Origin of the sequence: Bradyrhizobium sp. HKCCYLRH2060, from assembly GCF_051168135.1 — a bacterium.
In the GTDB taxonomy this organism is placed as follows: domain Bacteria; phylum Pseudomonadota; class Alphaproteobacteria; order Rhizobiales; family Xanthobacteraceae; genus Bradyrhizobium.
This window is the reverse complement of the sequence record NZ_JBNPUK010000002.1, coordinates 348,629-369,555: the sequence shown is the minus strand read 5'-3', so window position 1 is coordinate 369,555 and position 20,927 is coordinate 348,629. Positions and strand designations below refer to the sequence as shown.

Below are 20,927 nucleotides of genomic sequence, written 5' to 3'. Positions count from 1 at the left end.
AAATCTGTGGCGACCTATGACGATAAGCGGTCCGCACTGGCACGGGCCAATGCTCGCATTGCCGAGCTCGAAGGGCTGGTCGGCCGTCAGCAGATGGACCTCGATTTTTTTCGGCAAGCCTTGCGCGCACTGGAGCGGCCGGCAGCGCAAGGCAAACCCGTATCCGCATCATCGAAGTCATCAAAAGCATGACCGCGGAGACAGCCGACTCCAGCGCTCATGTGCAGCGCCTCTGCGCTTTGGCAAGGCTGCCTCGAGCGACTTATTACCGGCATCTCAATCGACGTAGCCGCGCCGAAGCCGAGTGCGAGTTGCGCGACCAGCTCCAGCGCATCTGCCTGAAGCATCCGTTCTACGGCTATCGACGGGTGACCGCCGCTCTTCGGCGTCTGGGAATGGTCGTCAATGGCAAGAAAGTCCTGCGCCTCATGCGTCAGGATAATCTTCTCGCGCAGCGCAAGACGCCCTTCCTGAAGCCGCCGACTGCAAGGCCGACTGACGTGATCGTCGTCCCCAACCTGATCCGTGGCCTAGCGCCATCGGCTCCGGATCAGATCTGGGTCGCTGACATCACCTACGTCCATCTCGCCAAGACGTTCGCCTATCTCGCCGTCATTCTCGACGGCTTCTCCCGCAAGGCGGTCGGCTGGGCATTCGACAACACCCTCGACGCCTCCCTCGCGATCGCGGCTCTCGACAAAGCGCTTCAATCTCGGAACCCCAAGCCCGGCAGCCTGATCCACCACTCAGACCGCGGCGTGCAATACTCCTCGATCGCCTATCGGGAGCGGCTGGCCAAGCGCGACATCAAGATCAGCATGAGCAGTCCCGGCAACCCGTTCGACAACGCCAAGGCCGAAAGCTTCATGAAGACGCTCAAGGCCGAGGAGATCAACGGCAAGAGCTTTGCCGACGTCAACGACGCCCGGCGCCGGATCAACAGCTTCATCGCCGAGATCTACAATAAGGAGCGCTTGCATTCGGCCCTCGGCTATCGATCTCCCCTTGAGTTCGAAGCCGCGTTCAAGCAAAACACGATGCGATGACTTTACCCATTGTCACTGAGATTATCGTGTCTCACTTGAGGGGTGCAGTCCAGCACGTCACCGTAACTCCCAACCGGATCGACGAGGTCGGTGGACAACGGGATTCCTACATTTCCGCTCATGGCTCGCACCACTATGCTTGCGCATTTGCGATTCAAAACCGGAGGAATGGTAGATGAGGATGCGTACGCTCGCGCTTAGTGCAATGGTAATGCGAAGGGACGGCAAAACGCCGGCGGAAATTCGCTTGTACGTTTTTAAGGGCGCGACCGATCTTGCGCTCCAACAGGGCTCGGGCGTCGTCGTCGCCGAGACCGGTACTGATGAAGGTTGGAGAATTCGGGTTGGTAGCGAAATCGTTGACTACGGACCCGACGGCTATTCTTATCGCGTTTGGCGCGGAAGTTAATATTGCCCAGCGTCGCCAACGCCAGGGAACGGCTGTTATTGGACGCTCTGCGTTCGGTGGATCAGCCGGACGTTCACGATAGCACCGCCACCGACCTGTCCTTACGAACACGCTACCGTAACGCATGAAGTGGACGGGTTAGTTCTTGGTGCCTCGCTGGCTGATAACCCGGGCCATTTTTGTACGCTGTCACCTGATACGCGCAGGTGGTAATATCTCTGATACTGAAATCGAAAGATCGTGCCAACGACTGCTTCGCTGAAGGAGCGTGTTGATGGTGACATCCACCCAACTGTTGAATGTTCTTGGGAAAATTGGATTTTCGGCACTCGCACTTCTTTTTCCGCCTCTGAAGCGCTGGTGGCAGAGATATTCGTTCCCGGTCGCATCAGCGCATCGGCTTTCCATACTCATCGCGAGAGTAGCGGGGGATAATTCCGCCAATTCGAACCAGAGCAATATACGTGACGCGATCCGAGAAACTCTTCCAGAGGTAAGTATCTACATCTGGGATGAAGAATGGGTGATAAGTGCAGGGGAGGATCAGGCCTCACAAGTCACAGCCTACAAAAGAGCCAGAAAATTCTTGGCCCGAAAAAAGTGCGACCTATTGGTCGCCGGGCGGGTCAAATCCGAAAGTGTGATCTCGATCAGATTTATTGCTGCAGCTGGCGGTCCCTCATCGCCCCAAGAGTTAGCCGCGCGTCCGCTGACGTACGCGCTCGCCACGGATACGATGGACTTGCCAAAAAAGTTCACAAACGATCTCGCGTCTGCCCTTGGCACCTGCGTCATGCTCCACCTAAATGGACGCCGAGCTAGCAGGGAAATATTGAACGCCTTGGGTCGACTTACGCTTCGGCTTCAAACGTTAGTCGAGGAATCGCCAGCGATTAGTGATAATCGCGTGAGAGCCGGGCTCGTAAATTCCTACTCACTAGCTCGTGCATTTCGGTACGAATTTTCCGGCAACTTTGATGACCTCCGCAGTGCGATTGCGGGGTTTTCCGAAGCTTGCGCCGCCTTTTCGGCGGAGAACAACCGAGAGGAGTGGTCAAGGTGCCGCGCCAATCAAGGTGCCGCCGAAGTTCGTTTGGGCAGCGCAGCTAATGATGTGGAGATGTTAACCTCCGCCATCGATGTCCTAAAGGAGGCCCTCCCTGGCTTGACCTCTGACGAGGTTCGGTGGTGCAAGATCCAGCTGTCCCTGGCACTAGCCTATTTTGAGTTGGCGAGAGTTCGCGGAACAGTCGAGGATGCACAATCCGCAATTGACGTATGCATGCAAGTGCTGAACACAGAACTGCTGCGGCAAAAGGAGTCCATTCTTTGGGGAGCGGCCGCCGATCAGCGTGGGAGAGCGCTCGCTCTGCTTGCCGAAGCGCGAGTCAGTCCGGAATCTCTTTACGGGAGCGTCGAAGCATTCACAGACGCATTGGAGATATTTGACGAAAAACTTCCCGAGCTTCGGGCGGCAGTTCTTGCCAATCTGTCAAACACTTTTATTTCAATGGGCACGCGTCAAAATAGTCTGGACTGGATACACGATGCCGCGGCCAGGCTGCGGGACGCGCGACGACTTGTTTCGTAAGTGGATCATCTGCGCGTGTGGTTGGTTGTCGAGATTAATTTGGGAGTTTCGCTGGCTCTGATCGCATTCTCTGACCATGGATCGTTCACTGAAGCAATTTTGATTTTGCGTCGCGCGCTTTCTTTGGTCCCTTCGCCGGACATCGAGCTGCGGACGAGGGCTTCGCTTGGTCTCGCTAAGGCATTGATGTTCTCAGGTAAGGAAAATGAACGGGCTAGTGAACTAAACGAGGCCATCTCCATTTTTAACAGTTTGTTACAAGTTGAAGATCCATTGGTTCGCCGGGAAGCAAAAAACAATCTTGGGATGGCGTTCTACTTCCTCGGTGTAGCGACAGAGGACCGTCCGTCCCTTCGGATCGCTTGCGCGGTACTTTCTGCTGCAATTGACGCCGACGATATGGCGGCCTGTCCTTTTGTGCATGCTCAAACACAAGTCGCGTTGGGACAAGCACTTCGAGAGATAGGTCGGCTTGAGAAATCCGCTTCAGATATTGATTCGTCGATTGAAAGACTTCAGGGCTGTCTCACGGTTGCCTCCAAGGGGGAGGCGCCTATGTTCCGAGCTGCCGTACAGACCCAGCTTGCGAGCAGCTACCTAGAACGTGCCCGGCTCGACCATAACCCGAGTTCGTTTGCGTCGGCTCAAGAACTCATTGAGGAAGCGTTATTCGTCCTCGGACCGAACACCCGTGGTCCGCTTACCGCGGAAGCTCTTGAAGTCGGTCGGAAAGTTCATCTTTTCGGCGAAGAAGTCGGCACTACCATACGGTCCAGTATCGGAGCGAACCCAGATTGATCCGGAAACGTGTGGCTCGCAACAGCCCAGAGGAAAGAGCGCTCTTCTTGATACCAGCGGAACGCATAGTGGAACGCCTTTTTAACGCTGTGGTCGAAGAATATGCACGGGAAGATGCGCCGGTCCGCCTCAGGTGGAACTGAGTGGGGTCAGGAAAATGGCATTTAGGAGCACGATGTTGCTCAGTAAGACCTCTCCACCGTTAGAACAATCCGTTGCGATGGTTCCGTCCCAGGCCAACGAGTGATCCCCGACGAGCGGGTCCGGATCTGTGTAGCCAAGTATGGCGCGCTGTCCGATCAGTAAGGGCTTTAACTCCTCACTGGTCGGCCCGTGCCGGTCTACTCCCCCTCGCTTGAATCCTTCTTCCGTAACGATAACCGCAGCGGACCAGCCGAGGCGCAATAGCGGGAAGGGAATACTGAGAATGTCTATCCCCATTGGATAGGGGGTCAGCTCCGGGAGCCTCGTCTTCTCGTCTATAGCGATGTCAAGAGCGTGGGCTATCTCTTCATAGCTGTGGCGCGTTACCGTAGCGAGCGTCGCAATCACACAGTCTTTTGCTGGCCATCGCTGTGATACGTATCCATGCTCGATCAGATGCGCCTCCAAAAAATAGCCGATCATCTTCACGGCTCGCACGAGAATCTAATATTCGCGGCTTGGCTATTAAGTACTTGCCTCGTTGGTGAGCGCGCCGGGACTCGAACCCGGGACCCCATGATTAAAAGTCACGTGCTCTACCGGCTGAGCTACGCGCTCGCTCCCAAGGAAGCGGTGTGACGGCTGGACCGTCACTGTCCGGATCGTCGACAGGTCACCATCAGAACGCTGGAGGCGTGGCTGTGGTTCACTGCGGCACGGGGAACGGGGCGGTGAAACCCCGGCCGTGAGCCGCATCCTGTCGTGGGGCGCTGTGTAGGGGGTGGGTCCGTCCCGGTCAATAGGGCGGGAGGGGAAACCACGGGAGATCGACGATCGTTTCGGGCGCGGCGACGACGGTGCCGTAGCCCGCCATGAGCCTCCGCCGGCGCTCGACAGCGACGCGGAGGCGACATGCGGGGTCTCCAGGGTGTTGCGATGAACCCGGGTGACGCCTGCGCCCTTCCGGCCCAGGCGTCCTCTCATTCGGGCTACGCGGCTGGCGTCACGACGTGGAGGGCCGGGACGAGCCCGGCCACGACGGGTGGCGAGGGAGCGGCGCGGTCTCGCGCCGCTCGACGGTTGCCGTCAGACCTTCTCCGCCACCTTCGTCGCCGCTGCGCTCAGCGGGGCCGGCTGCATGCCCGGTCCCGCCAGCTCCGGCACCCAGACCGGGCGCAGGCCGATCAGCTCGGCGGTGCGGACGGTGGCGTGGCGCCAGAACTCGAAGGAGTTGATGCGGGACATCTCCAGGAGCGCGATCGCGACCGCGGACAGGAACGGCAGGCTCTCCAGGATCAGGACGGCGGCGAAGATGTAGAGCTCGGTGATCTGCAACGTGTTGGTCACGATCAGGATGGTGGCGCCGATCAGGAGCAGGGCGCCGATCACGGCCTCCCAGAACGCCTGGAACTCGATCGACATCCGCGACAGGCCGCCCTTGGAGGTGCGGGCGAATGCCAGGTGCTCGGTGATCAGGCCCTGCGCCACGGCGCGGCTGACGGTCCATTGCACTGACATCGCCGCGACCATCGCGCCCAGCATCTGCCACGGCTTCACCGCCACTCGCAGCCGGTAGAGGATCAGGAAGTGGGCGAGCGAGACCACGAAGGCGGCGAGGATCGGGATGGTCAGGATCTTGTCGGGGATGGCGATGCCGGCGAAGGCGACGATCGGCGTCCAGATCAGGTTGAGGATCGCGACCACGACGCCGAGGCTCTCGGCGCCCAGCCAGTTGAGCCAGCCGAGCGAGAACTCGCGCTTCTGGTCCGCCGTCAGCCGGCTCCTGCCCGGCAGGAAGCGCTGCCAGTGCTTCTTGACGATCTGGAAGCCGCCATAGGCCCAGCGGTGGCGCTGCTTCTTGAACGCCTCGTAGGTGTCGGGCAGCAGCCCCGAGCCATAGCGGGTGGCGGTGTAGTGGGTCTGCCATCCCAGTTCCTGGATCGCGAGGCCGAGATCGGTGTCCTCGCAGATCGTGTCGCTCGACCAGCCGCCGGCCATGTCCATCGCCGCGCGCCGGATCAGGCACATCGTGCCATGCACGATGATCGCGTTCTCCTCGTTGCGCTGGACCATGCCGATGTCGAAGAAGCCGGCATACTCGCCGTTCATGATGTAGTGCATCAGCGACAGGTCCTCGTCGCGATGCTCCTGCGGCGCCTGCACCAGGCCGACGGTGGGGTCGGCGAAGGCCGGCACGAGGTCGGAGAGCCAGTCCGGCGTCACGACGTAGTCGGCGTCGATGATGCCAATGATCTCGGCATCGACGGCGGTGCGCTCCATCGCGATGCGCAAGGCGCCGGCCTTGAAGCCCTTGACCTTCTCGGCATTGATGAACTTGAAACGCTCGCCGAGCATGCGGCAGTGATCCTGGATCGGCTGCCAGAACGCCGGATCGGGCGTGTTGTTGATGATGCAGACGACCTCGTAGTTCGGGTAGTCGAGCCGCGCCAGCGCATCCAAGGTCTGCTTCATCATCTCGACCGGCTCGAAATAGGCCGGCACGTGGATCGAGACCTTCGGGCAATAGCCTTGGGGCATGGCGGCGCGGTCGCGCGCGACCTTGTCGCGGGTCAGGAGACGGCGCGGCTCGCGGCCGAAGGCGATCGCGGCGATCTCCTCGATGCGGGCCATCGCGATCAGGATCAGGGGAACCAGCAGGATCAGGCCGAGCGTCAGCGCGAAGGTCGAGCCCCAGACGAAATAGTGCACGTTCCAATAGGCGAAGACGGTGGAGACCCAGGCGCCGACGCCGTGCGCCGTGATGGCGAGCATCATCGCCTGCAGCATGGTCGGCTGGCGCAGCCGCACGATCGGCAAGGACAGGAGCACGCCGACCAGCAGCGCGATGGTCGCGAGCTTCCAATAGTCGGGATTCACGATCGGGCCGGTCCAGGCGAATTTCGCCTCGCGCGCGGCGTTGAGCACGCCCCAATACGGGCCGACGCCGCCTTCGAAATATTTCCAGGGCTGATCGATCGCCTCGACGATGTTGTACTCCATGCCGATCGAGGCGGCCTGGGCGAGGAAATTGCGCAACACCTTGGCCTGCCGGAGCGGGCCCGGCACGGCTGGGCCGCGGCCGTCGCCGCTGCGGCTGTAGCCCTGGCTCGGCCAGCCGAACTCGGCAATCATGATGCGCTTGCCGGTGAACTGCTTCTTCAGGAGCTGATAGCGATCCACCGCCTGGTCGACCGCCTGGTCGTCGGTGAAGAACTCCCAATAGGGCAGGACGTGCGCGGCGATGAAGTCGACATTGGCCGCGAGCTCGGGGTTGTCGCGCCAGGTGTTCCAGACGTCGCCGGTGGTGACGGGGACGTTGACCGACTTCTTCACGCGCTTGATCTTCTCGATCAGCTCGTCGACCTTCTGCGTCGCCGTGAGGATGGTCTCGTTGCCGACCACGATGCCGATGACGTTGCTGTTGCGGCGGGCGAGGGTGATGGCCGACTGGATCTCGCGCTCGTTGCGGTCCGGATCCTTGTCGATCCAGGCGCCGAGCATCACCTTCAGGCCCGCCTCGGCGGCCAGCGGCGGCACGATCTCGAGGCCTCCGGTCGAGGAGTAGAGCCGGATCGCCCGCGTGATCGTGGCGAGCTTCTTCATGTCGGCGCGGATGCGCTCCGGCGAGGCCACGGTGTTGGCGCCGGGGGCGCCGGTTCCTTCATGCGGATCGTAGGAGACGCTCTGCAGCAGGCCGGTGAAGTTGGGGGCCTCCTGCTTGTCCTGCAGCAGTCCCCAGAGGGCGGCGTGCACGGCGGTGACGAGGAGCAGGACGGCGACGACGGCACGCATGGGAGGGGCAACCATTCCTAGGATCAAGTCAGCGGTGAAGCGGAGCGGTCGATCGCCGTTCCATCTCGGATATGCGATGCTGCCGGGATCACGTTCGCGGGTGACGTCCGACGACGAACGGCGAAGGCGATCAGTCTCACGCCGTCACAGCCGAAGGCCGCGACGTCATACGTCATCCCAATATGTCATCCCAACAGAGCCCAATCCTGCTGAACGCTGCCTGAACCGGGGCGAGGCTCAGGCGCGCGTCGACGACCTCGATCATATCTCGGCCGTATCCTGCCACGCGATCGGAGCGCTGTCATGCCGCACGCCGCGCATGGCGCCCGGTCGGCGGGATCGTGCGTCCTGCCTGCCGTCAGGCGCCGGTCACTTCGCCGGAGGCTGCGGGGGCGACGGCGAGGCCTGGGGGGCGGGCTGCTGCGCCGGCGCTGGCGAAGCCGGCGCGGCCGGCGTCGCTGCCGGGCCCGGCGCAGGCGCCGCAGCCACCTGCGGCTTGGCGTCCGGATTGATCCAGCAGCCATGGACGTGGTTGTTCAGCGAGTTCGGCACCTTCGGATCGATCTGCGGGATGAAGCGCGTCAGGCAGCGGAAGGCGGCCTGGACGTGGCCACCGGGGCAGCCGAAGCGGTCATAGAGATCGAGGTGGCGGAAGGCGGTATCGAGGTCGTCATTGTACATCAGCTGGACGACGCGGCGGCCGAGCCAGACGCATTCGGGATTGCCGGCCGGGCCGCCAGAGAGCGCCTGGGACGCTTCGGTGAATTCGTCGGCCTTGCGCTGGTTCTCCTTCGACACGTCGGCCGGATTGGCCGCCTGCGGCTTTTGGTCCTGGGGATGGTCGCTGCCGCTCTGGGCGAGCGCGCCGGGGGCGCCGATGAGGAGCACGAGGCCCAGAGCCGCCGACAGGCGCGAAACCGAAAACTTGGAGTGGAGCACGCGTCGACCCATAAATTCCCCGATTGTTGCCTTCGTGCCGTCCCCTGACGGACGCAGTGTTGATGCCGATCAAATCAGCCCCGATTGCGGCGGGAGATTGATTCCGACTGTCGCAGAGCGTTCCTAACGGGCGCTTGCGCAGGGGTCCAGAACCTGGGTTGCAACGGCCGGGGTCAACCGGGATTCCCAATGACCGGAATCTCGGATTTTGTCCAGCAACGTACCAACTTTCTCGCGTCATCGTAAAAGGGTGATTTGGAGCGGGTACGCCCGGTGCGCCGTCGGGCCCGAACGCCTACTTGGCAGATCGCCGCCGACCGGGTAATCGACACCACCCTGCCTGGAGAACGGAACTGAAATCCCTCCCTACGCCGCTGGCGCTTCTGCTCATATCCTTGGGTGTCATCGCCGCCGCGTGGTGGTGGCTGGCCAAGCCGATCACGCTCGCGCGCGCGCCGATCGAGCCGGCCTCGAAGCTGCAGTGCGTATCCTATGCGCCGTTCCGCGGCCAGCAGAGCCCGCTCGATCCGACCACGCATATCGACGCCGAGCAGATCGAGCAGGACCTGGTGCAGCTCGCCAAGATCTCCGAATGCGTGCGCACCTATTCGATCGAGAACGGCCTCGACCAGGTGCCGGGAATCGCCGCCCGGGTCGGCATCAAGGTCATCCAGGGCATCTGGCTCGGCTCAAACAAGCTGAAGAACCAGCAGCAGATCGGCATCGCGGTCGACCTGATCAAGCGCTATCCCGGCGTCATCACGGCGGTCGTGGTCGGCAACGAGGTGCTGCTGCGCGGCGAGATGACGACCGCCGACCTCGCCGCCACCATCCGCAGCGTCAAGGCGCAGGTCACGGTTCCTGTGACCTATGCCGACGTCTGGGAGTTCTGGCTGCGCAACCGCGAACTCTACGACATCGTCGACTTCGTCACGGTTCATATCCTCCCGTATTGGGAGGACATCCCGGTGCGCGCGAAATTCGCCGCCTCCCATGTCGACGCCATCCGCCAGCAGGTCGGCGTCGCCTTTCCGGGCAAGGAGATCCTGATCGGCGAGACCGGCTGGCCGAGCGAGGGGCGCATGCGCGAGGGCGCGCTGCCGTCGCGCGCCAACCAGGCCCGCGTGGTGTCGGAGATCCTCTCGCTCGCCAAGCGCGAGAATTTCCGCGTCAACCTGATCGAGGCCTATGACCAGCCCTGGAAGCGCAAGCTCGAAGGCACCGTCGGCGGCTATTGGGGCCTGATCAGCGACGACACGCGCACGCTGAAATATCCGCCGGGCCAGCCCGTCAGCAACTATCCGCTGTGGAAGCTGCAGATGGGCGGCGGCATGATCCTGTCCTTCGCGGTGTTCCTCGCCGGCTGGCTGACGGTGCGGCGCCGGCCCTGGCCGCCGCACATCTCGGCCTGGATCGGCGTCGGCATTTCCGCGACCACGGCCGGCGTGCTGTTCGGCATGGCCGCCGACAAGATGTTCTACGAGAGCCTCGGTGTCGGCGGCTGGCTGCAATGGGGCGCGCTGCTCGCCGCCGGCGTACTGGCGCCGATCCTGGCCGCCAATGCGGCGATGGCCGGGCGGCCGCTGCCGACCTTCCTCGACCTGCTCGGGCCGAATGACGGCCGCAAGCAGCTGAAGATCACCTACCTGCTGGCCCTGGTCCTGGTCGTGACCGTGCTGATCGCGGCCGAGACGGCGCTCGGCTTCGTGTTCGACCCGCGCTACCGCGATTTCCCGTTCGCCAGCCTGACCATGGCGGTGGTGCCATTCGCGATGCTGCTCGGCAACCGTCCGACGCAGGGCCCGCGGCCGATCGCCGAGGCATGCTTCGCCGGACTGCTGGCGATCTCCTCGGTCTACGTGATCTACAACGAGGGCCGCGACAACTGGCAGGCGATGTGGACCTGCGCGATGTATCTGCTGCTGGCGTTCACGCTGTGGCGGGCGCGGGCCGCGCAAAGCCGAGGATGAGCAGGCCGATCGCCAGCCCCGACAGCACGATGTTGTAGAGCACGATGCCGAGGCCGGCGGCGATCAGCCCGCCGGTCAAGAGCACGATCGACGGCCGCATCACGTGCAGCACCGCGATCACCAGCGCGGTGGCGCCGAACACAGAATTCTTGAACAGCGGGGTCGCCACCGCCCGGCTCTTGCAGGCCAGCGTCTGCAGGCCGGCGTCGCAGGCGAGCGCGACGCTCGACAGCTCGATCGCCAGATAGCGCAGATAGAGGGCATAGCCGACGGTGACGAAGCCGACGATCAGGAGCCATTGCACCTGATAGGGCGAGAGGCGGAACGGGGTCTTTTTCATGCGCCGGACTATGCTGCGGAAAGGACGTGCGGACAAGCCGCAAAGCCGGTTCGCGGACTGCTTTCACAATCCGTCCCAACCGGCTTTGACCGCTCGCTGATTTGAGACTCAGGAGCGGCGGAAGAACGACGACAGCGCCGACGGCTGCTCGGGCTTGGGCGCCTCGGCCGGCGGCGGCGACGGCGCGGCTGCCGTGGGCGGCGGCTCCTCGCGCTTGCCGTGGCGCTGCTGCTGGGCCTGCGGCTGATAGGTGCGCCGGCGCTGCACCGGCTTCGGGGCGGCGGCCGCGGGAGCGCCCGGCTTGGCCGCCTCCGGCTCCTCGCGGACCGCGAGGCGCTGGCCGTCATAGACGGTGGTCTCGCAGGCGCGCTGGCTCTCGGCGAGCACCGCGCAGATCTTCGCCGCCGTCGCCGCGTCACTCAACGGACCGGCGCCGAGCCGCAGCTGCACGCCCGGACCGCCTCGGCCTTCCTTGAGAATGACGATCGGCCTGAGCGAGGCGAGGTCCGCATGGGTTCTTACGAGGTCCCGCCACAGCGCCCGCAGGCCGCCGAGCGAGTTGGCCGCGCCGAGATCGACGGCAAATTCGGTCTTCTGGACCGCCGTGACCGCGGCGTCGGTGCTGTCACTGCCCTTGGCGCCGGCGGCCTCGGCGGGTTCAGCTCTTGCGAGCTTGTCGGTCTCGGCCGGCTTGCCGGCCGGGTCCGGTGCGCCAGCGGGCAGCGGCTTGGAACCAGCTGCTGCGACCGCAGGGGCGGGCGAGGCAGATGGTGTCGGGGACGGGGCCGCAGACACAGGCGATGACGAAGCTCCCGAGGCCGGCTCCTGCTTCGTCTTGTCGGCGCTCGCGGCAGCCGACGGAGCCACCGGCTGAGCCGGATTGGGTCCGGCCGCTCCGCTGGGAATCGGCATGAACGGGGACGCGTTCGCGAATGCCGGCAGGGGGCTGGGCGCCACGGAACTCGACGGAACCGCAGCCGGGGCGAGGGATTCCACGGCTGCGATCTGCGGCGCGGGCCCGGCCCTGCTGGCGGGATTCGGGGACGCCTGGGCGCTCTGCTTGGCCAGCGCGCCGGTCACCGAGTCCAATCCCTGCTCGAGCACGGTCACGCGCGCGTACAGCCGGTCCCGGTCGGTGTTGAGCGTCTCGATGGCCGCGCCGAGCTGGCGCGCCTCGCCCTGGGTCTCACGGGCCAGCGACTGCAGCAGTTGCGCCTGGCGCGACAGGTCGGCCGCAGAAACACGGTCCTGCCGCCATCCCTGTGCGGCCTGATTGGTGAAAACGGCCAGGCCGACGGCGCCGACGGCACCAGCCCCCCACCAGCCGAGCCGCCACAGCGCGCGGCGATCGAACTCGTTCTCGTCGGCAAACAGTCCAGACAGAGTCGTGCCCGTCTTCTCAGCTGCATTTGCGCCGGCGGATTTGCGGGAGTCCTTAGCCATGAACCTGCCTTAATCGAATCACGAAGCGAACATTAACAGGAAAACCACCAGGGGCTTCAGCCGGTGCGGTTTGCCCCGCGCAGAAAACGCATTATGACAGCGCGACCTATGCGCTCCCTTCATCCCAGGTGTTTCATGACCGCTCGATCCAGTCTGACCATCGTGCTTGCGGCAGGCGAGGGCACCCGGATGCGCACGAGCGTGCCCAAGGTGTTGCATCCCGTCGCCGGCGAATCACTGCTGGCGCACGTCCTGGCGGCGGCGCCGCATGGGGATGGCGCCCGCGTCGCGGTGGTGGTGGGGCCGGGGCACGAGGCGGTCGAGAAGGAAGCCCGGCGCCTGCGCCCGGATGCGGATATCTTCGTCCAGCGCGACCGGCTGGGGACGGCGCATGCGGTGCTGGCGGCGCGGCAGGCGATCGCGCGCGGCACCGACGATCTGCTGGTCGCGTTCGGCGACACGCCGCTGATCACGGCCGAGACGTTCGCGCGGCTGCGGGCGGCGCTCGCCGAAGGCGCTGCACTCGCCGTGCTCGGCTTCCGCGCCGCCGATCCGACCGGCTATGGACGCCTGCTGCTCGACGGATCGAAGCTGGTCGCGATCCGCGAGCAGGCCGATGCGAGCGAAGCGGAGCGGGCGATCACGCTGTGCAATGCCGGGGTGATGGCGATGGACGGCCGTCGCGCGCTGGGGATCCTCGACAGGATCGGCAATGCCAACAGCAAGGGCGAGTACTATCTGGTCGATGCGGTGGCGATCGCGCGCGAGCAGGGGCTCGATGCGGTCGTGATCGAAACCTCCGAGGACGAGGTGCGCGGCATCAACACCAAGGCGCAACTCGCCGAGGCCGAGGCGGTGATGCAGACCCGGCTGCGCCGCGCGGCGATGGATGCGGGCGTGACGCTGATCGCGCCGGAGACCGTCTATCTCGCCGCGGATACGACGTTCGGCAAGGACGTGACCATCGAGCCGTTCGTCGTGATCGGCCCCGGCGTGTCGATCGGCGACGGCGCGGTGGTGCATTCATTTTCGCACATCGTGCAGTCCAAGCTCGGCCGCAACAGCCTGCTCGGGCCGTTCGCGCGGCTGCGGCCCGGAACGTCGCTCGGCGACGGCGCCAAGATCGGCAATTTCGTCGAGGCCAAGGCTGCGGTGCTGGAGCCGGGCGTGAAGGTCAATCACCTGTCCTATATCGGCGACGCCCATGTCGGCGCCAATGCCAACATCGGCGCCGGCACCATCACCTGCAATTATGACGGCTTCAACAAGCACAAGACGAACATCGGCGAGGGCGCCTTCATCGGCACCAACACCTCGCTGGTGGCGCCGATCAACATCGGCGCGCGCGCCTATATCGGCTCGGGCTCGGTGATCACGCGCGATGTGCCCGACGATGCGCTGGCGCTGGAGCGCAGTCCGCAGACGACGCGCGAAGGCGCCGCGGCGCGATTCCGGAATGCCAAGCAACGCCACAAAAAATAGGCGCGAGCCGGGGCAGGGCAGCTTGGATTTCGGTCAACTGCTGTTCGATCTCGTCGGTGCGATTCTGACTGCGATCGTACGGCTAGCCATGTTTCTGGCCGCGTCGTTTACGCCACGCTTGGTACAACTCCCCCTTTGGAGATCATGTTGCTGACCGGGCTCGGCATATGGGCCTGATCGGTGCGATCGCCGCTAGGGTCTTTCTATAGGCGCCACGCGCTTGTTCACTCTTCGTCGTCCTGGAACTCGGCGAACATCGCGCGCGTCAGGCGCCAGCCGCGGCGGGTGGCGTGCTTGACCGGCTCGTTCTTGCTCTGATGCTTGATCGGCATCGGCTTCAGCTCGTGACTCAGCGTCGGCGGCGGCCAGTGCGCCAGATGGCTCCCGGACGCCGGATGTGACAGGCTGAGCGAGCTGGTTCCCTTTGGATCAGTTGGGCGGCGGTAAAAGGCCATGGGTCATCTCCGACGCGATAGTCTTGTGCGAAAGCGTTGACCGCACGTTAAGCCCGCTCCGAACCGACCTCCGTGTCGAACCGGAGCTGCCGGCCTGCCGCGTGGTTAAGCCTTGCGTGAAGTCTTGCACTTAACCCTGTCGCAATCCGCAATAATTATTGAATCCTGAAAGCGCGCGGTTTTCGTTAAGACAATGCCACGCTTTTGAATCTCTCTCGACGATTTGGGGACTAGCGCTGATGTGCGGAATCATCGGGATCCTGGGACGCGGGCCGGTTGCCGAGCATCTCGTCGATTCCCTGAAACGTCTCGAATATCGCGGCTACGATTCCGCGGGTGTCGCCACGCTCGAGGGCGATCATCTGGACCGGCGACGCGCCGAGGGCAAGCTGAAGAACCTCGAGAAGCGGCTCGAGCAGCAGCCGCTGAAGGGGCACGCCGGCATCGGTCATACCCGCTGGGCCACCCACGGCAAGCCGACCGAGAGCAACGCGCATCCGCACGCAACTGACAATGTTGCCGTGGTGCATAACGGCATCATCGAGAATTTTCGCGAACTACGCGCCGAGCTCGAAAAGCAGGGCGCCAGGTTCGCATCCGAGACCGACACCGAGACCGTCGTCCATCTGGTCAATTCCTATCTGCTGAAGGGCCACACGCCGCAGCAGGCGGTCGCTGCGTCGCTGCCGCAGTTGAAGGGCGCCTTCGCGCTGGCCTTCCTGTTCAAGGGCCACGGCAATCTCCTGATCGGCGCCCGCAAGGGCTCGCCGCTGGCGCTCGGCTATGGCGACGGCGAGATGTTCCTGGGCTCGGACGCGATCGCGCTGGCGCCGTTCACCGACACGATCAGCTATCTCGACGACGGCGACTGGGTCGAGATCACCCGCGATTCCGGCATCATTCACGACGCCTCGGGCGCGGTGGTGAAGCGCGAGGTGCTGAAATCCGGCGCGTCGTCGTTCCTGGTCGACAAGGCCAATTATCGCCACTTCATGGCCAAGGAGATCCACGAGCAGCCGGAGGTCGTCGGCCACACCCTGGCGCGCTACGTCGACATGGGCACCGAGCGCGTGATGCTGCCGGCGCGGCTGCCGTTCGACTTCAAGGACATCCAGCGCATCTCGATCACCGCCTGCGGCACCGCGAGCTATGCCGGATTCGTCGCCAAATACTGGTTCGAGCGCTTCGCGCGGGTGCCGGTCGAACTCGACGTCGCCTCCGAGTTCCGCTACCGCGAGGCGCCGCTTCGCAAGGGCGATCTCGCCATCTTCATCTCGCAGTCCGGCGAGACCGCCGACACCCTGGCCGCGCTGCGCTACGCCAAATCGCAGGGCGTGCATACGCTCTCCGTCGTCAACGTGCCGACCTCGACGATCGCGCGCGAGAGCGAGATCGTGATGCCGACGCTGGCCGGTCCCGAGATCGGCGTCGCCTCGACCAAGGCCTTCACCTGCCAGTTGATGGTGCTGGCGGCGCTCGCCATCGCCGCCGGCCGCGGCCGCGGCGAGCTGTCCGAGGCCGACGAGACCAAGCTGGTCCACGGCCTGGTCGAGGTGCCGCGTCTGATCGCGGCGGCGCTGACCACCGAGCCGCAGATCGAGAAGCTCGCCCGCGAGATCGCCAAGTCAAAGGACGTGCTCTATCTCGGCCGCGGCACCTCCTATCCGCTGGCGCTGGAAGGCGCGCTGAAGCTGAAGGAGATCTCCTACATCCATGCCGAGGGCTACGCCGCCGGCGAGCTCAAGCATGGGCCGATCGCGCTGATCGACGAGACCATGCCGGTCGTCGTCATCGCGCCGTATGACCGCGTGTTCGAAAAGACCGTGTCGAACATGCAGGAGGTCGCCGCGCGCGGTGGCAACATCATCCTGATGACCGATGCCAAGGGCGCCGAGGAGGCGACGGTGGACTCGCTGGTCACGATCACCATGCCGGACATGGCCGCGACCTTCACGCCGATCGTCTACGCCATCCCGGTCCAGCTGCTGGCCTATCACACCGCCGTGGTGATGGGCACCGACGTCGACCAGCCGCGCAACTTGGCGAAGTCGGTCACGGTGGAGTAGATACGCCGCCGCTTGCCGCGTCCAAGCGATGCTCTCGCGTCGCCTTGAGAACCAGTTGGGCGTGAGTTGCGACGCGGCCTCTGCACATTCGCTGTCATCCCGGCGAACGCCGGGATCCATAACCACCTCACTTCGTGGCTGGCAGCTCCAGCGAGGCCCAAACCACCTCCCGGGACGACGGCCGAGTTTGCCTGTGCTGTGGCGCAACTGATTGACAGGGATTCCGATGGCACTCGACACTTGGCTGCTGTTCCTGCTCACGAGCATCGGAATCTCCCTGACGCCCGGACCCAACGGCCTGCTCGCCTTGACGCACGGGGCGCTGCATGGCGGTCGCAGGACATTGTTCACGATCGCGGGCGGCCTGATCGGCTTCATCCTCGTCATCGCGCTGTGCATGTTCGGCATCGGCGCGCTGGTGCAAGCGTCGATCACCTGGCTCGTGGTCCTGAAGTGGGTCGGCGGACTCTATCTTGCCTGGCTCGGGATCAAGCTCTGGTTCGCGCCGCCGGTGGGCGTCGATCTGGCCGGCCAGACCGTGGCGGCGCGCCCGCACGCGCTGTTCCGCCAGGGCTTCCTGACCGCGGCCACCAACCCGAAATGCCTGCTGTTCTTCAGCGCCCTGCTGCCACAATTCATCGATCCCGATCGCAGCCTGGCGGTGCAGTTCGCCGTCGTGGCCGTCACCTATACGGTGACGGAGTTCGTCACCGAATACGCCATTGCCAGCGCGGCAGCCCAGGTTCGTCCGTGGCTCGCCCGGGTCGGGCGGCGCTTCAACCAGGTCTGTGGCGGCATCTTCGTGGCGGTCGGCCTGGCCCTGCCGCTGCGAAGCGCCTAGGCGCGGCGGGTTTGCCCTTTTGAGTGGCTCCTCGCCGCCGCAGGGATCGAAATCGACGGCTTGCGCGCTGACTTGGGGCCCGACTGCCGGGCCACAGGTCAGCGGCAAAGCGCGCCTGTGTCGGAAAGAGGGCCTTTGCCCTTCAAAAATCTGCTAAGACCCCTAGGTGAGATTTGATCCGACCCGGAAGTTCGCATGAGTTCCCGCGACGACCTGCCGCCTGAGACCGATCCCTTGGCCGATGTTCCGGCCGAGACGCCCCACCATGGGCTGATGTTCAGGTTTCGCAACTATTTCCTGACCGGCCTCGTCGTCGCCGGACCCGTTGCCATTACGCTCTACATCACCTGGTGGTTCGTGACCTGGGTGGACGGGCTGGTCCGGCCGTTCGTGCCGCTGGTCTATCGTCCGGAAACCTATCTGCCGTTCGGCGTGCCCGGCTCCGGCCTGATCGTGGCCGTGATCGGACTGACGCTGCTCGGCTTCCTGACGGCCAACCTGATCGGCCGCACCCTGGTCGACCTCGGCGAGCGGCTGCTCGGCCGCATCCCGGCGGTGCGGGCGATCTATCGCGGCCTCAAGCAGGTGTTCGAGACGCTGTTCTCGGGCAAGGGTTCGAGCCTGCGCCGTGTCGGCCTGGTCGAGTTTCCGTCGCCCGGCATGTGGTCGATCGTGCTGATCTCGCAGCCGCCGAGCGCGGAGATTTCGAGCCGGCTGCCCGGTGACGACGAGCAGATCTCGGTGTTCTTGCCGTGCGCGCCGAACCCCACCACCGGCTTTTTCTTCTATCTGCCGCGGAGCAAGATCATCGAGGTGGACATGAGCGCCGAGGACGCGGCGACGCTGATCATGTCCTGCGGCGTGGTGCAGCCGGGATCGGACCAGCAGAAAAAAGTCGCGGCGCTGGCCAACATGGCCAACGCCGCGCGCCTCGCCAACGCACCCGCGCAGCCATCGCCGCACCGCGAGCCCGAGCCGGCCAAGGCGGACTAGGCTGAAGGGCCGACTGGCGCGAAAGGCCAGCCACTGCGGAAGAGCTAGGCCGCATCCTGCGGAACGAACACGCGCAGGCGATGTCCATCCGGATCGAGCGCGACGAACGTCGTTCCGAAATCCATCCGCGTCGGCGCCTGCGCGATCGAAAGTCCGCGCGCCTTCCAGTCGTCGTGCAGCCTTTGGACCTCGCCGGCATCGCCGACCGCGAACGCGACCTCGCCGAAGCCTGCTGCGCCGGCCGCTGGCGGCTCGACCGTGTGCCGCGACCACAGGCCCAGCATGACGCCCTCGCGCAGCGGCAGCATGGCGAACGTCGGCGATTGTTCGATCACGGGCCGGCCAAGCAGATCCGCATAGAAGGCCGCGCTGCTCGGCGGGTTGTCGACGTAGAGGATCAGGAAATTGAACTCGGGCATCGTCTTTTCTCCGGTGGCGGCGCCGGCTGCGGCGCGTCAGCCACACGACTAGCCGAGCTCCCTGCCAGATTCTGTCAGCAGCCTTCGCGAGCACGGTCGGCGGCGGTCCGGTCCGCCCAGCGGGCAAACGTGCGCATCGCGGCACTTTGCACTGCATGATGATGCGAGGAAGGCACAGCCACGGATGTCGTCGTTCCTACAACCAGCGGGCGGTGGTGTTTCGAATGGTCACCATGGAAACATCGGGCAAACAAAAGTATGACGTTGGGGAAGCGCGTATGAGGCCTGTGAGTAGAACGACGTTGTTGTGCGTGGTCGCGCTGTCCGTAGCGTCGCTGCAACTGACCGGGCCGGCGGCAGCCCAGACCACCTATACGCGCATTCAGGCATTTGGCGACAGCTACGCCGATACGGGCAATCTCTGGACCTTCACCGGCGGGGCCGGCAAGCTGCCGCTCTATCCCACCGGCCGCTTCAGCGGCGGCACCAATTTCGTCGATACGACCTCGGCGCTGCTCGGCATTCCCCAGCTCAACTACGCGATCGGCGGCGCCATGGCCGGCAACACCAACGTGGTGGCGCCCGGCATTCCCGGCTTCTTCCAGGAGTGGAGCGGACTGACCGGCTTCTCCGGCAGGATCTCATCGACCGACCTCGTCGAAATTTCCGTCGGCGGCAATGACGCACGAGCCTACTACCGCGCCGGTGGCTCGCTCGCTGGAGCGCCGACGGCCGCGGCCGTCACGGCTCAGCAGGCCATGGCCGGCATCAACGCGCTGGTCGGGGACGGCGCGCGCAGCATCGTGTTCACGGCCGGCGATGTCAGCACCTTGCCGGAGGCCGTCGGCAACGCCAATGCTCCAGCCGGCAAGGCCTACAGCACGACCTACAACAGCCTGATGCAGCAGTCGCTCGCCGGCGTCGCGCGTTCGGGCGTACGTGTCGAGTATGTCGACACCGGACTGGTGGGGACGCTGATCCAGGCCAATCCGTCGCGCTATGGCTTCACCAATGTCGGCGCCTGTCCGATCGCCTGCATCGGCAATCCTGCGCTGCAGAACCAATACCTGTTCTATGTCGATGGCGTGCACCTGACGTCACACGGCTTCGAGGTGCTGGGCCAATATATCGTCAACCGCCTCAACGCGCCGCTGACCTTCGCGCCGCAAGGCGAGGTGGGGTCGATCACGGCGATGGGCTTCGCCTCGACCCTGTTCGGCAAGCTCGACATGTTCCGCGAGACCGCGGGCTTCGCTCCATCGACGATGAACGCCTATGGGGCAATGGGCCGCCCGCCCCACACCAAGGCGCCGCCGCTCGCGTCGGTCAGTCCATGGTCGTTCTACATGCAGGGCAATGGCGGCGTCAGCGACCGCCAGGGCAGCGCCGCCTCGAACGGCTTCAATCTCGACAGCATCGGCGGCACGATTGGCGTCGAGTACCGGCTGTCGGCGAACGCCATGATCGGCACCGCCTTCGACTACTCCAACCCGAAGGCGAGGCTGTTCAACAGCGCCGGCACCACGGATGCCAACTCCTATCAGTTCGGCCTCTACGGCGCCTGGGCCAGCAGCAACCTGTTTGCGGAAGCGCTCGCGACGATCGGCCATCAGGACTATCGCAACACGCGGCCGGGCGTCGTCGACACCATCACCTCCAATCCCGGCGGCACGACCTTCGTCGCGGCCGGCAAGGCCGGTTACCTGTTCGATGCCGGCACGGCAAAGCTCGGCCCGATCGGCGGGCTGACCTATGCCCGCGCCCGTGTCGACGGCTTCACCGAGACCGGCGATCCTGCGCTCACGCTCGCGGTCGGCTCGCAGACCGCCGAGACCCTGATCGGCAGCGTCGGCGTGCAGCTGCGCACCCCGTTCCAGGTGCAGGGCAACGTCATCAATCCGTACCTGAACCTGACGCTCGATGACGACATCATCGGCAACGGCCGCCTGATTCAGTACAGCGCGACGTCGGCGCCCGTCATCGTCAACAACTGGACCGTTCCGAACGGCACCTCGCACGACGTCTACGGCCGGGTGAGCGCCGGCGTCGTGGCGCCGTTCTGGAGCAATGTGGCGCTGACGGCGACCGTGTCGCGCACCATCGGACGCACGGGTGGCGACGATTTCTTCGGCAGCGGAGGATTGAAGATCGCGTTCTGAGGTCTGCCGCGGCGGCCAGCGTTCTCGGGGGCTCTGAGGG

General features: G+C 64.5%; 17 protein-coding genes and 1 tRNA gene. 10 read left to right on the top strand and 8 right to left on the bottom strand.

What is annotated here, in order from left to right; genetic code table 11:
• The first annotated feature begins 6 nt into the window (after positions 1-6).
• The 4 genes from ACQR10_RS05450 (at position 7) to ACQR10_RS05435 (ending at position 3,844) form a co-directional block, all read left to right on the top strand.
• On the top strand, positions 7-192 hold the full coding sequence (locus ACQR10_RS05450; protein ID WP_409997868.1) for a hypothetical protein: 186 nt from the start codon (positions 7-9) through the stop codon (positions 190-192).
• Positions 189-1,046 (top strand): IS3 family transposase, encoded by an 858-nt coding sequence (locus ACQR10_RS05445; RefSeq protein WP_315800043.1) that lies wholly within the window; start codon positions 189-191, stop codon positions 1,044-1,046. The genes ACQR10_RS05450 and ACQR10_RS05445 overlap by 4 nt, the downstream gene beginning before the upstream one ends.
• A gap of 683 nt (positions 1,047-1,729) precedes the next feature.
• A complete protein-coding gene (locus ACQR10_RS05440) occupies positions 1,730-3,046 on the top strand; it encodes a hypothetical protein (RefSeq protein WP_434911883.1) in 1,317 nt (438 codons plus the stop codon).
• A gap of 15 nt (positions 3,047-3,061) precedes the next feature.
• The gene (locus ACQR10_RS05435) at positions 3,062-3,844 is read left to right on the top strand and encodes a hypothetical protein (protein WP_434911882.1); all 783 of its coding nucleotides are present in this window, start codon (positions 3,062-3,064) and stop codon (positions 3,842-3,844) included.
• A 129-nt stretch (positions 3,845-3,973) separates the two neighbouring features.
• On the opposite strand, the gene ACQR10_RS05430 is transcribed toward ACQR10_RS05435, so the two are convergent.
• From ACQR10_RS05430 to ACQR10_RS05415, 4 genes are all read right to left on the bottom strand, one after another.
• Positions 3,974-4,471 carry a hypothetical protein gene (locus ACQR10_RS05430; RefSeq protein ID WP_316215771.1) on the bottom strand — a complete coding sequence of 166 codons (498 nt, stop codon included), beginning with the start codon at positions 4,469-4,471 and terminating at the stop codon, positions 3,974-3,976.
• Between the two features lie 59 nt (positions 4,472-4,530).
• Positions 4,531-4,606: transfer RNA gene (locus tag ACQR10_RS05425), tRNA-Lys, on the bottom strand.
• Between the two features lie 468 nt (positions 4,607-5,074).
• Positions 5,075-7,780, bottom strand: a complete 2,706-nt coding sequence (locus tag ACQR10_RS05420) for a glycosyltransferase (protein WP_434911881.1) — start codon at positions 7,778-7,780, stop codon at positions 5,075-5,077.
• A 369-nt stretch (positions 7,781-8,149) separates the two neighbouring features.
• Positions 8,150-8,731 (bottom strand): beta-1-3, beta-1-6-glucan biosynthesis protein, encoded by a 582-nt coding sequence (locus tag ACQR10_RS05415; RefSeq protein ID WP_316215773.1) that lies wholly within the window; start codon positions 8,729-8,731, stop codon positions 8,150-8,152.
• A 377-nt stretch (positions 8,732-9,108) separates the two neighbouring features.
• Between ACQR10_RS05415 and ACQR10_RS05410 the strand changes: the two genes are divergently transcribed.
• On the top strand, positions 9,109-10,689 hold the full coding sequence (locus ACQR10_RS05410) for a beta-(1-6) glucans synthase (protein WP_316178956.1): 1,581 nt from the start codon (positions 9,109-9,111) through the stop codon (positions 10,687-10,689).
• On the opposite strand, the gene ACQR10_RS05405 is transcribed toward ACQR10_RS05410, so the two are convergent.
• Both ACQR10_RS05405 and ACQR10_RS05400 read right to left on the bottom strand, forming a co-directional pair.
• Positions 10,649-11,029 carry a hypothetical protein gene (locus ACQR10_RS05405; RefSeq protein ID WP_315800038.1) on the bottom strand — a complete coding sequence of 127 codons (381 nt, stop codon included), beginning with the start codon at positions 11,027-11,029 and terminating at the stop codon, positions 10,649-10,651. The two genes, ACQR10_RS05410 and ACQR10_RS05405, sit on opposite strands and share 41 nt — an antisense overlap.
• A 108-nt stretch (positions 11,030-11,137) precedes the next feature.
• On the bottom strand, positions 11,138-12,472 hold the full coding sequence (locus ACQR10_RS05400; RefSeq protein ID WP_316215774.1) for a hypothetical protein: 1,335 nt from the start codon (positions 12,470-12,472) through the stop codon (positions 11,138-11,140).
• A 135-nt stretch (positions 12,473-12,607) separates the two neighbouring features.
• Here ACQR10_RS05400 and glmU point away from each other — a divergent pair, with 135 nt between their 5' ends.
• A complete protein-coding gene (gene glmU / locus ACQR10_RS05395; protein WP_316215775.1) occupies positions 12,608-13,954 on the top strand; it encodes a bifunctional UDP-N-acetylglucosamine diphosphorylase/glucosamine-1-phosphate N-acetyltransferase GlmU in 1,347 nt (448 codons plus the stop codon).
• Positions 13,955-14,178: 224 nt separating this feature from the next.
• Here the strand turns inward: glmU and ACQR10_RS05390 are convergent, their stop codons facing one another.
• Entirely contained in the window at positions 14,179-14,409 is a 231-nt protein-coding gene (locus ACQR10_RS05390; protein WP_315800034.1) for a hypothetical protein, read from the bottom strand.
• A 239-nt stretch (positions 14,410-14,648) separates the two neighbouring features.
• Between ACQR10_RS05390 and glmS the strand changes: the two genes are divergently transcribed.
• The 3 genes from glmS (at position 14,649) to ACQR10_RS05375 (ending at position 18,309) form a co-directional block, all read left to right on the top strand.
• A complete protein-coding gene (gene glmS / locus ACQR10_RS05385) occupies positions 14,649-16,475 on the top strand; it encodes a glutamine--fructose-6-phosphate transaminase (isomerizing) (RefSeq protein ID WP_316215776.1) in 1,827 nt (608 codons plus the stop codon).
• A 226-nt stretch (positions 16,476-16,701) separates the two neighbouring features.
• Positions 16,702-17,316, top strand: a complete 615-nt coding sequence (locus ACQR10_RS05380) for a LysE family translocator (protein WP_315800032.1) — start codon at positions 16,702-16,704, stop codon at positions 17,314-17,316.
• A gap of 195 nt (positions 17,317-17,511) precedes the next feature.
• Positions 17,512-18,309, top strand: a complete 798-nt coding sequence (locus tag ACQR10_RS05375) for a DUF502 domain-containing protein (protein ID WP_316178817.1) — start codon at positions 17,512-17,514, stop codon at positions 18,307-18,309.
• A gap of 44 nt (positions 18,310-18,353) precedes the next feature.
• Here ACQR10_RS05375 and ACQR10_RS05370 read toward each other — a convergent pair whose 3' ends face one another.
• On the bottom strand, positions 18,354-18,728 hold the full coding sequence (locus ACQR10_RS05370; protein WP_315800031.1) for a VOC family protein: 375 nt from the start codon (positions 18,726-18,728) through the stop codon (positions 18,354-18,356).
• Positions 18,729-19,006: 278 nt separating this feature from the next.
• Here ACQR10_RS05370 and ACQR10_RS05365 point away from each other — a divergent pair, with 278 nt between their 5' ends.
• Complete coding sequence (locus ACQR10_RS05365) at positions 19,007-20,887, top strand: autotransporter domain-containing protein (protein ID WP_316215777.1); 1,881 nt, start codon at positions 19,007-19,009, stop codon at positions 20,885-20,887.
• The last annotated feature ends 40 nt before the right edge of the window (positions 20,888-20,927 follow it).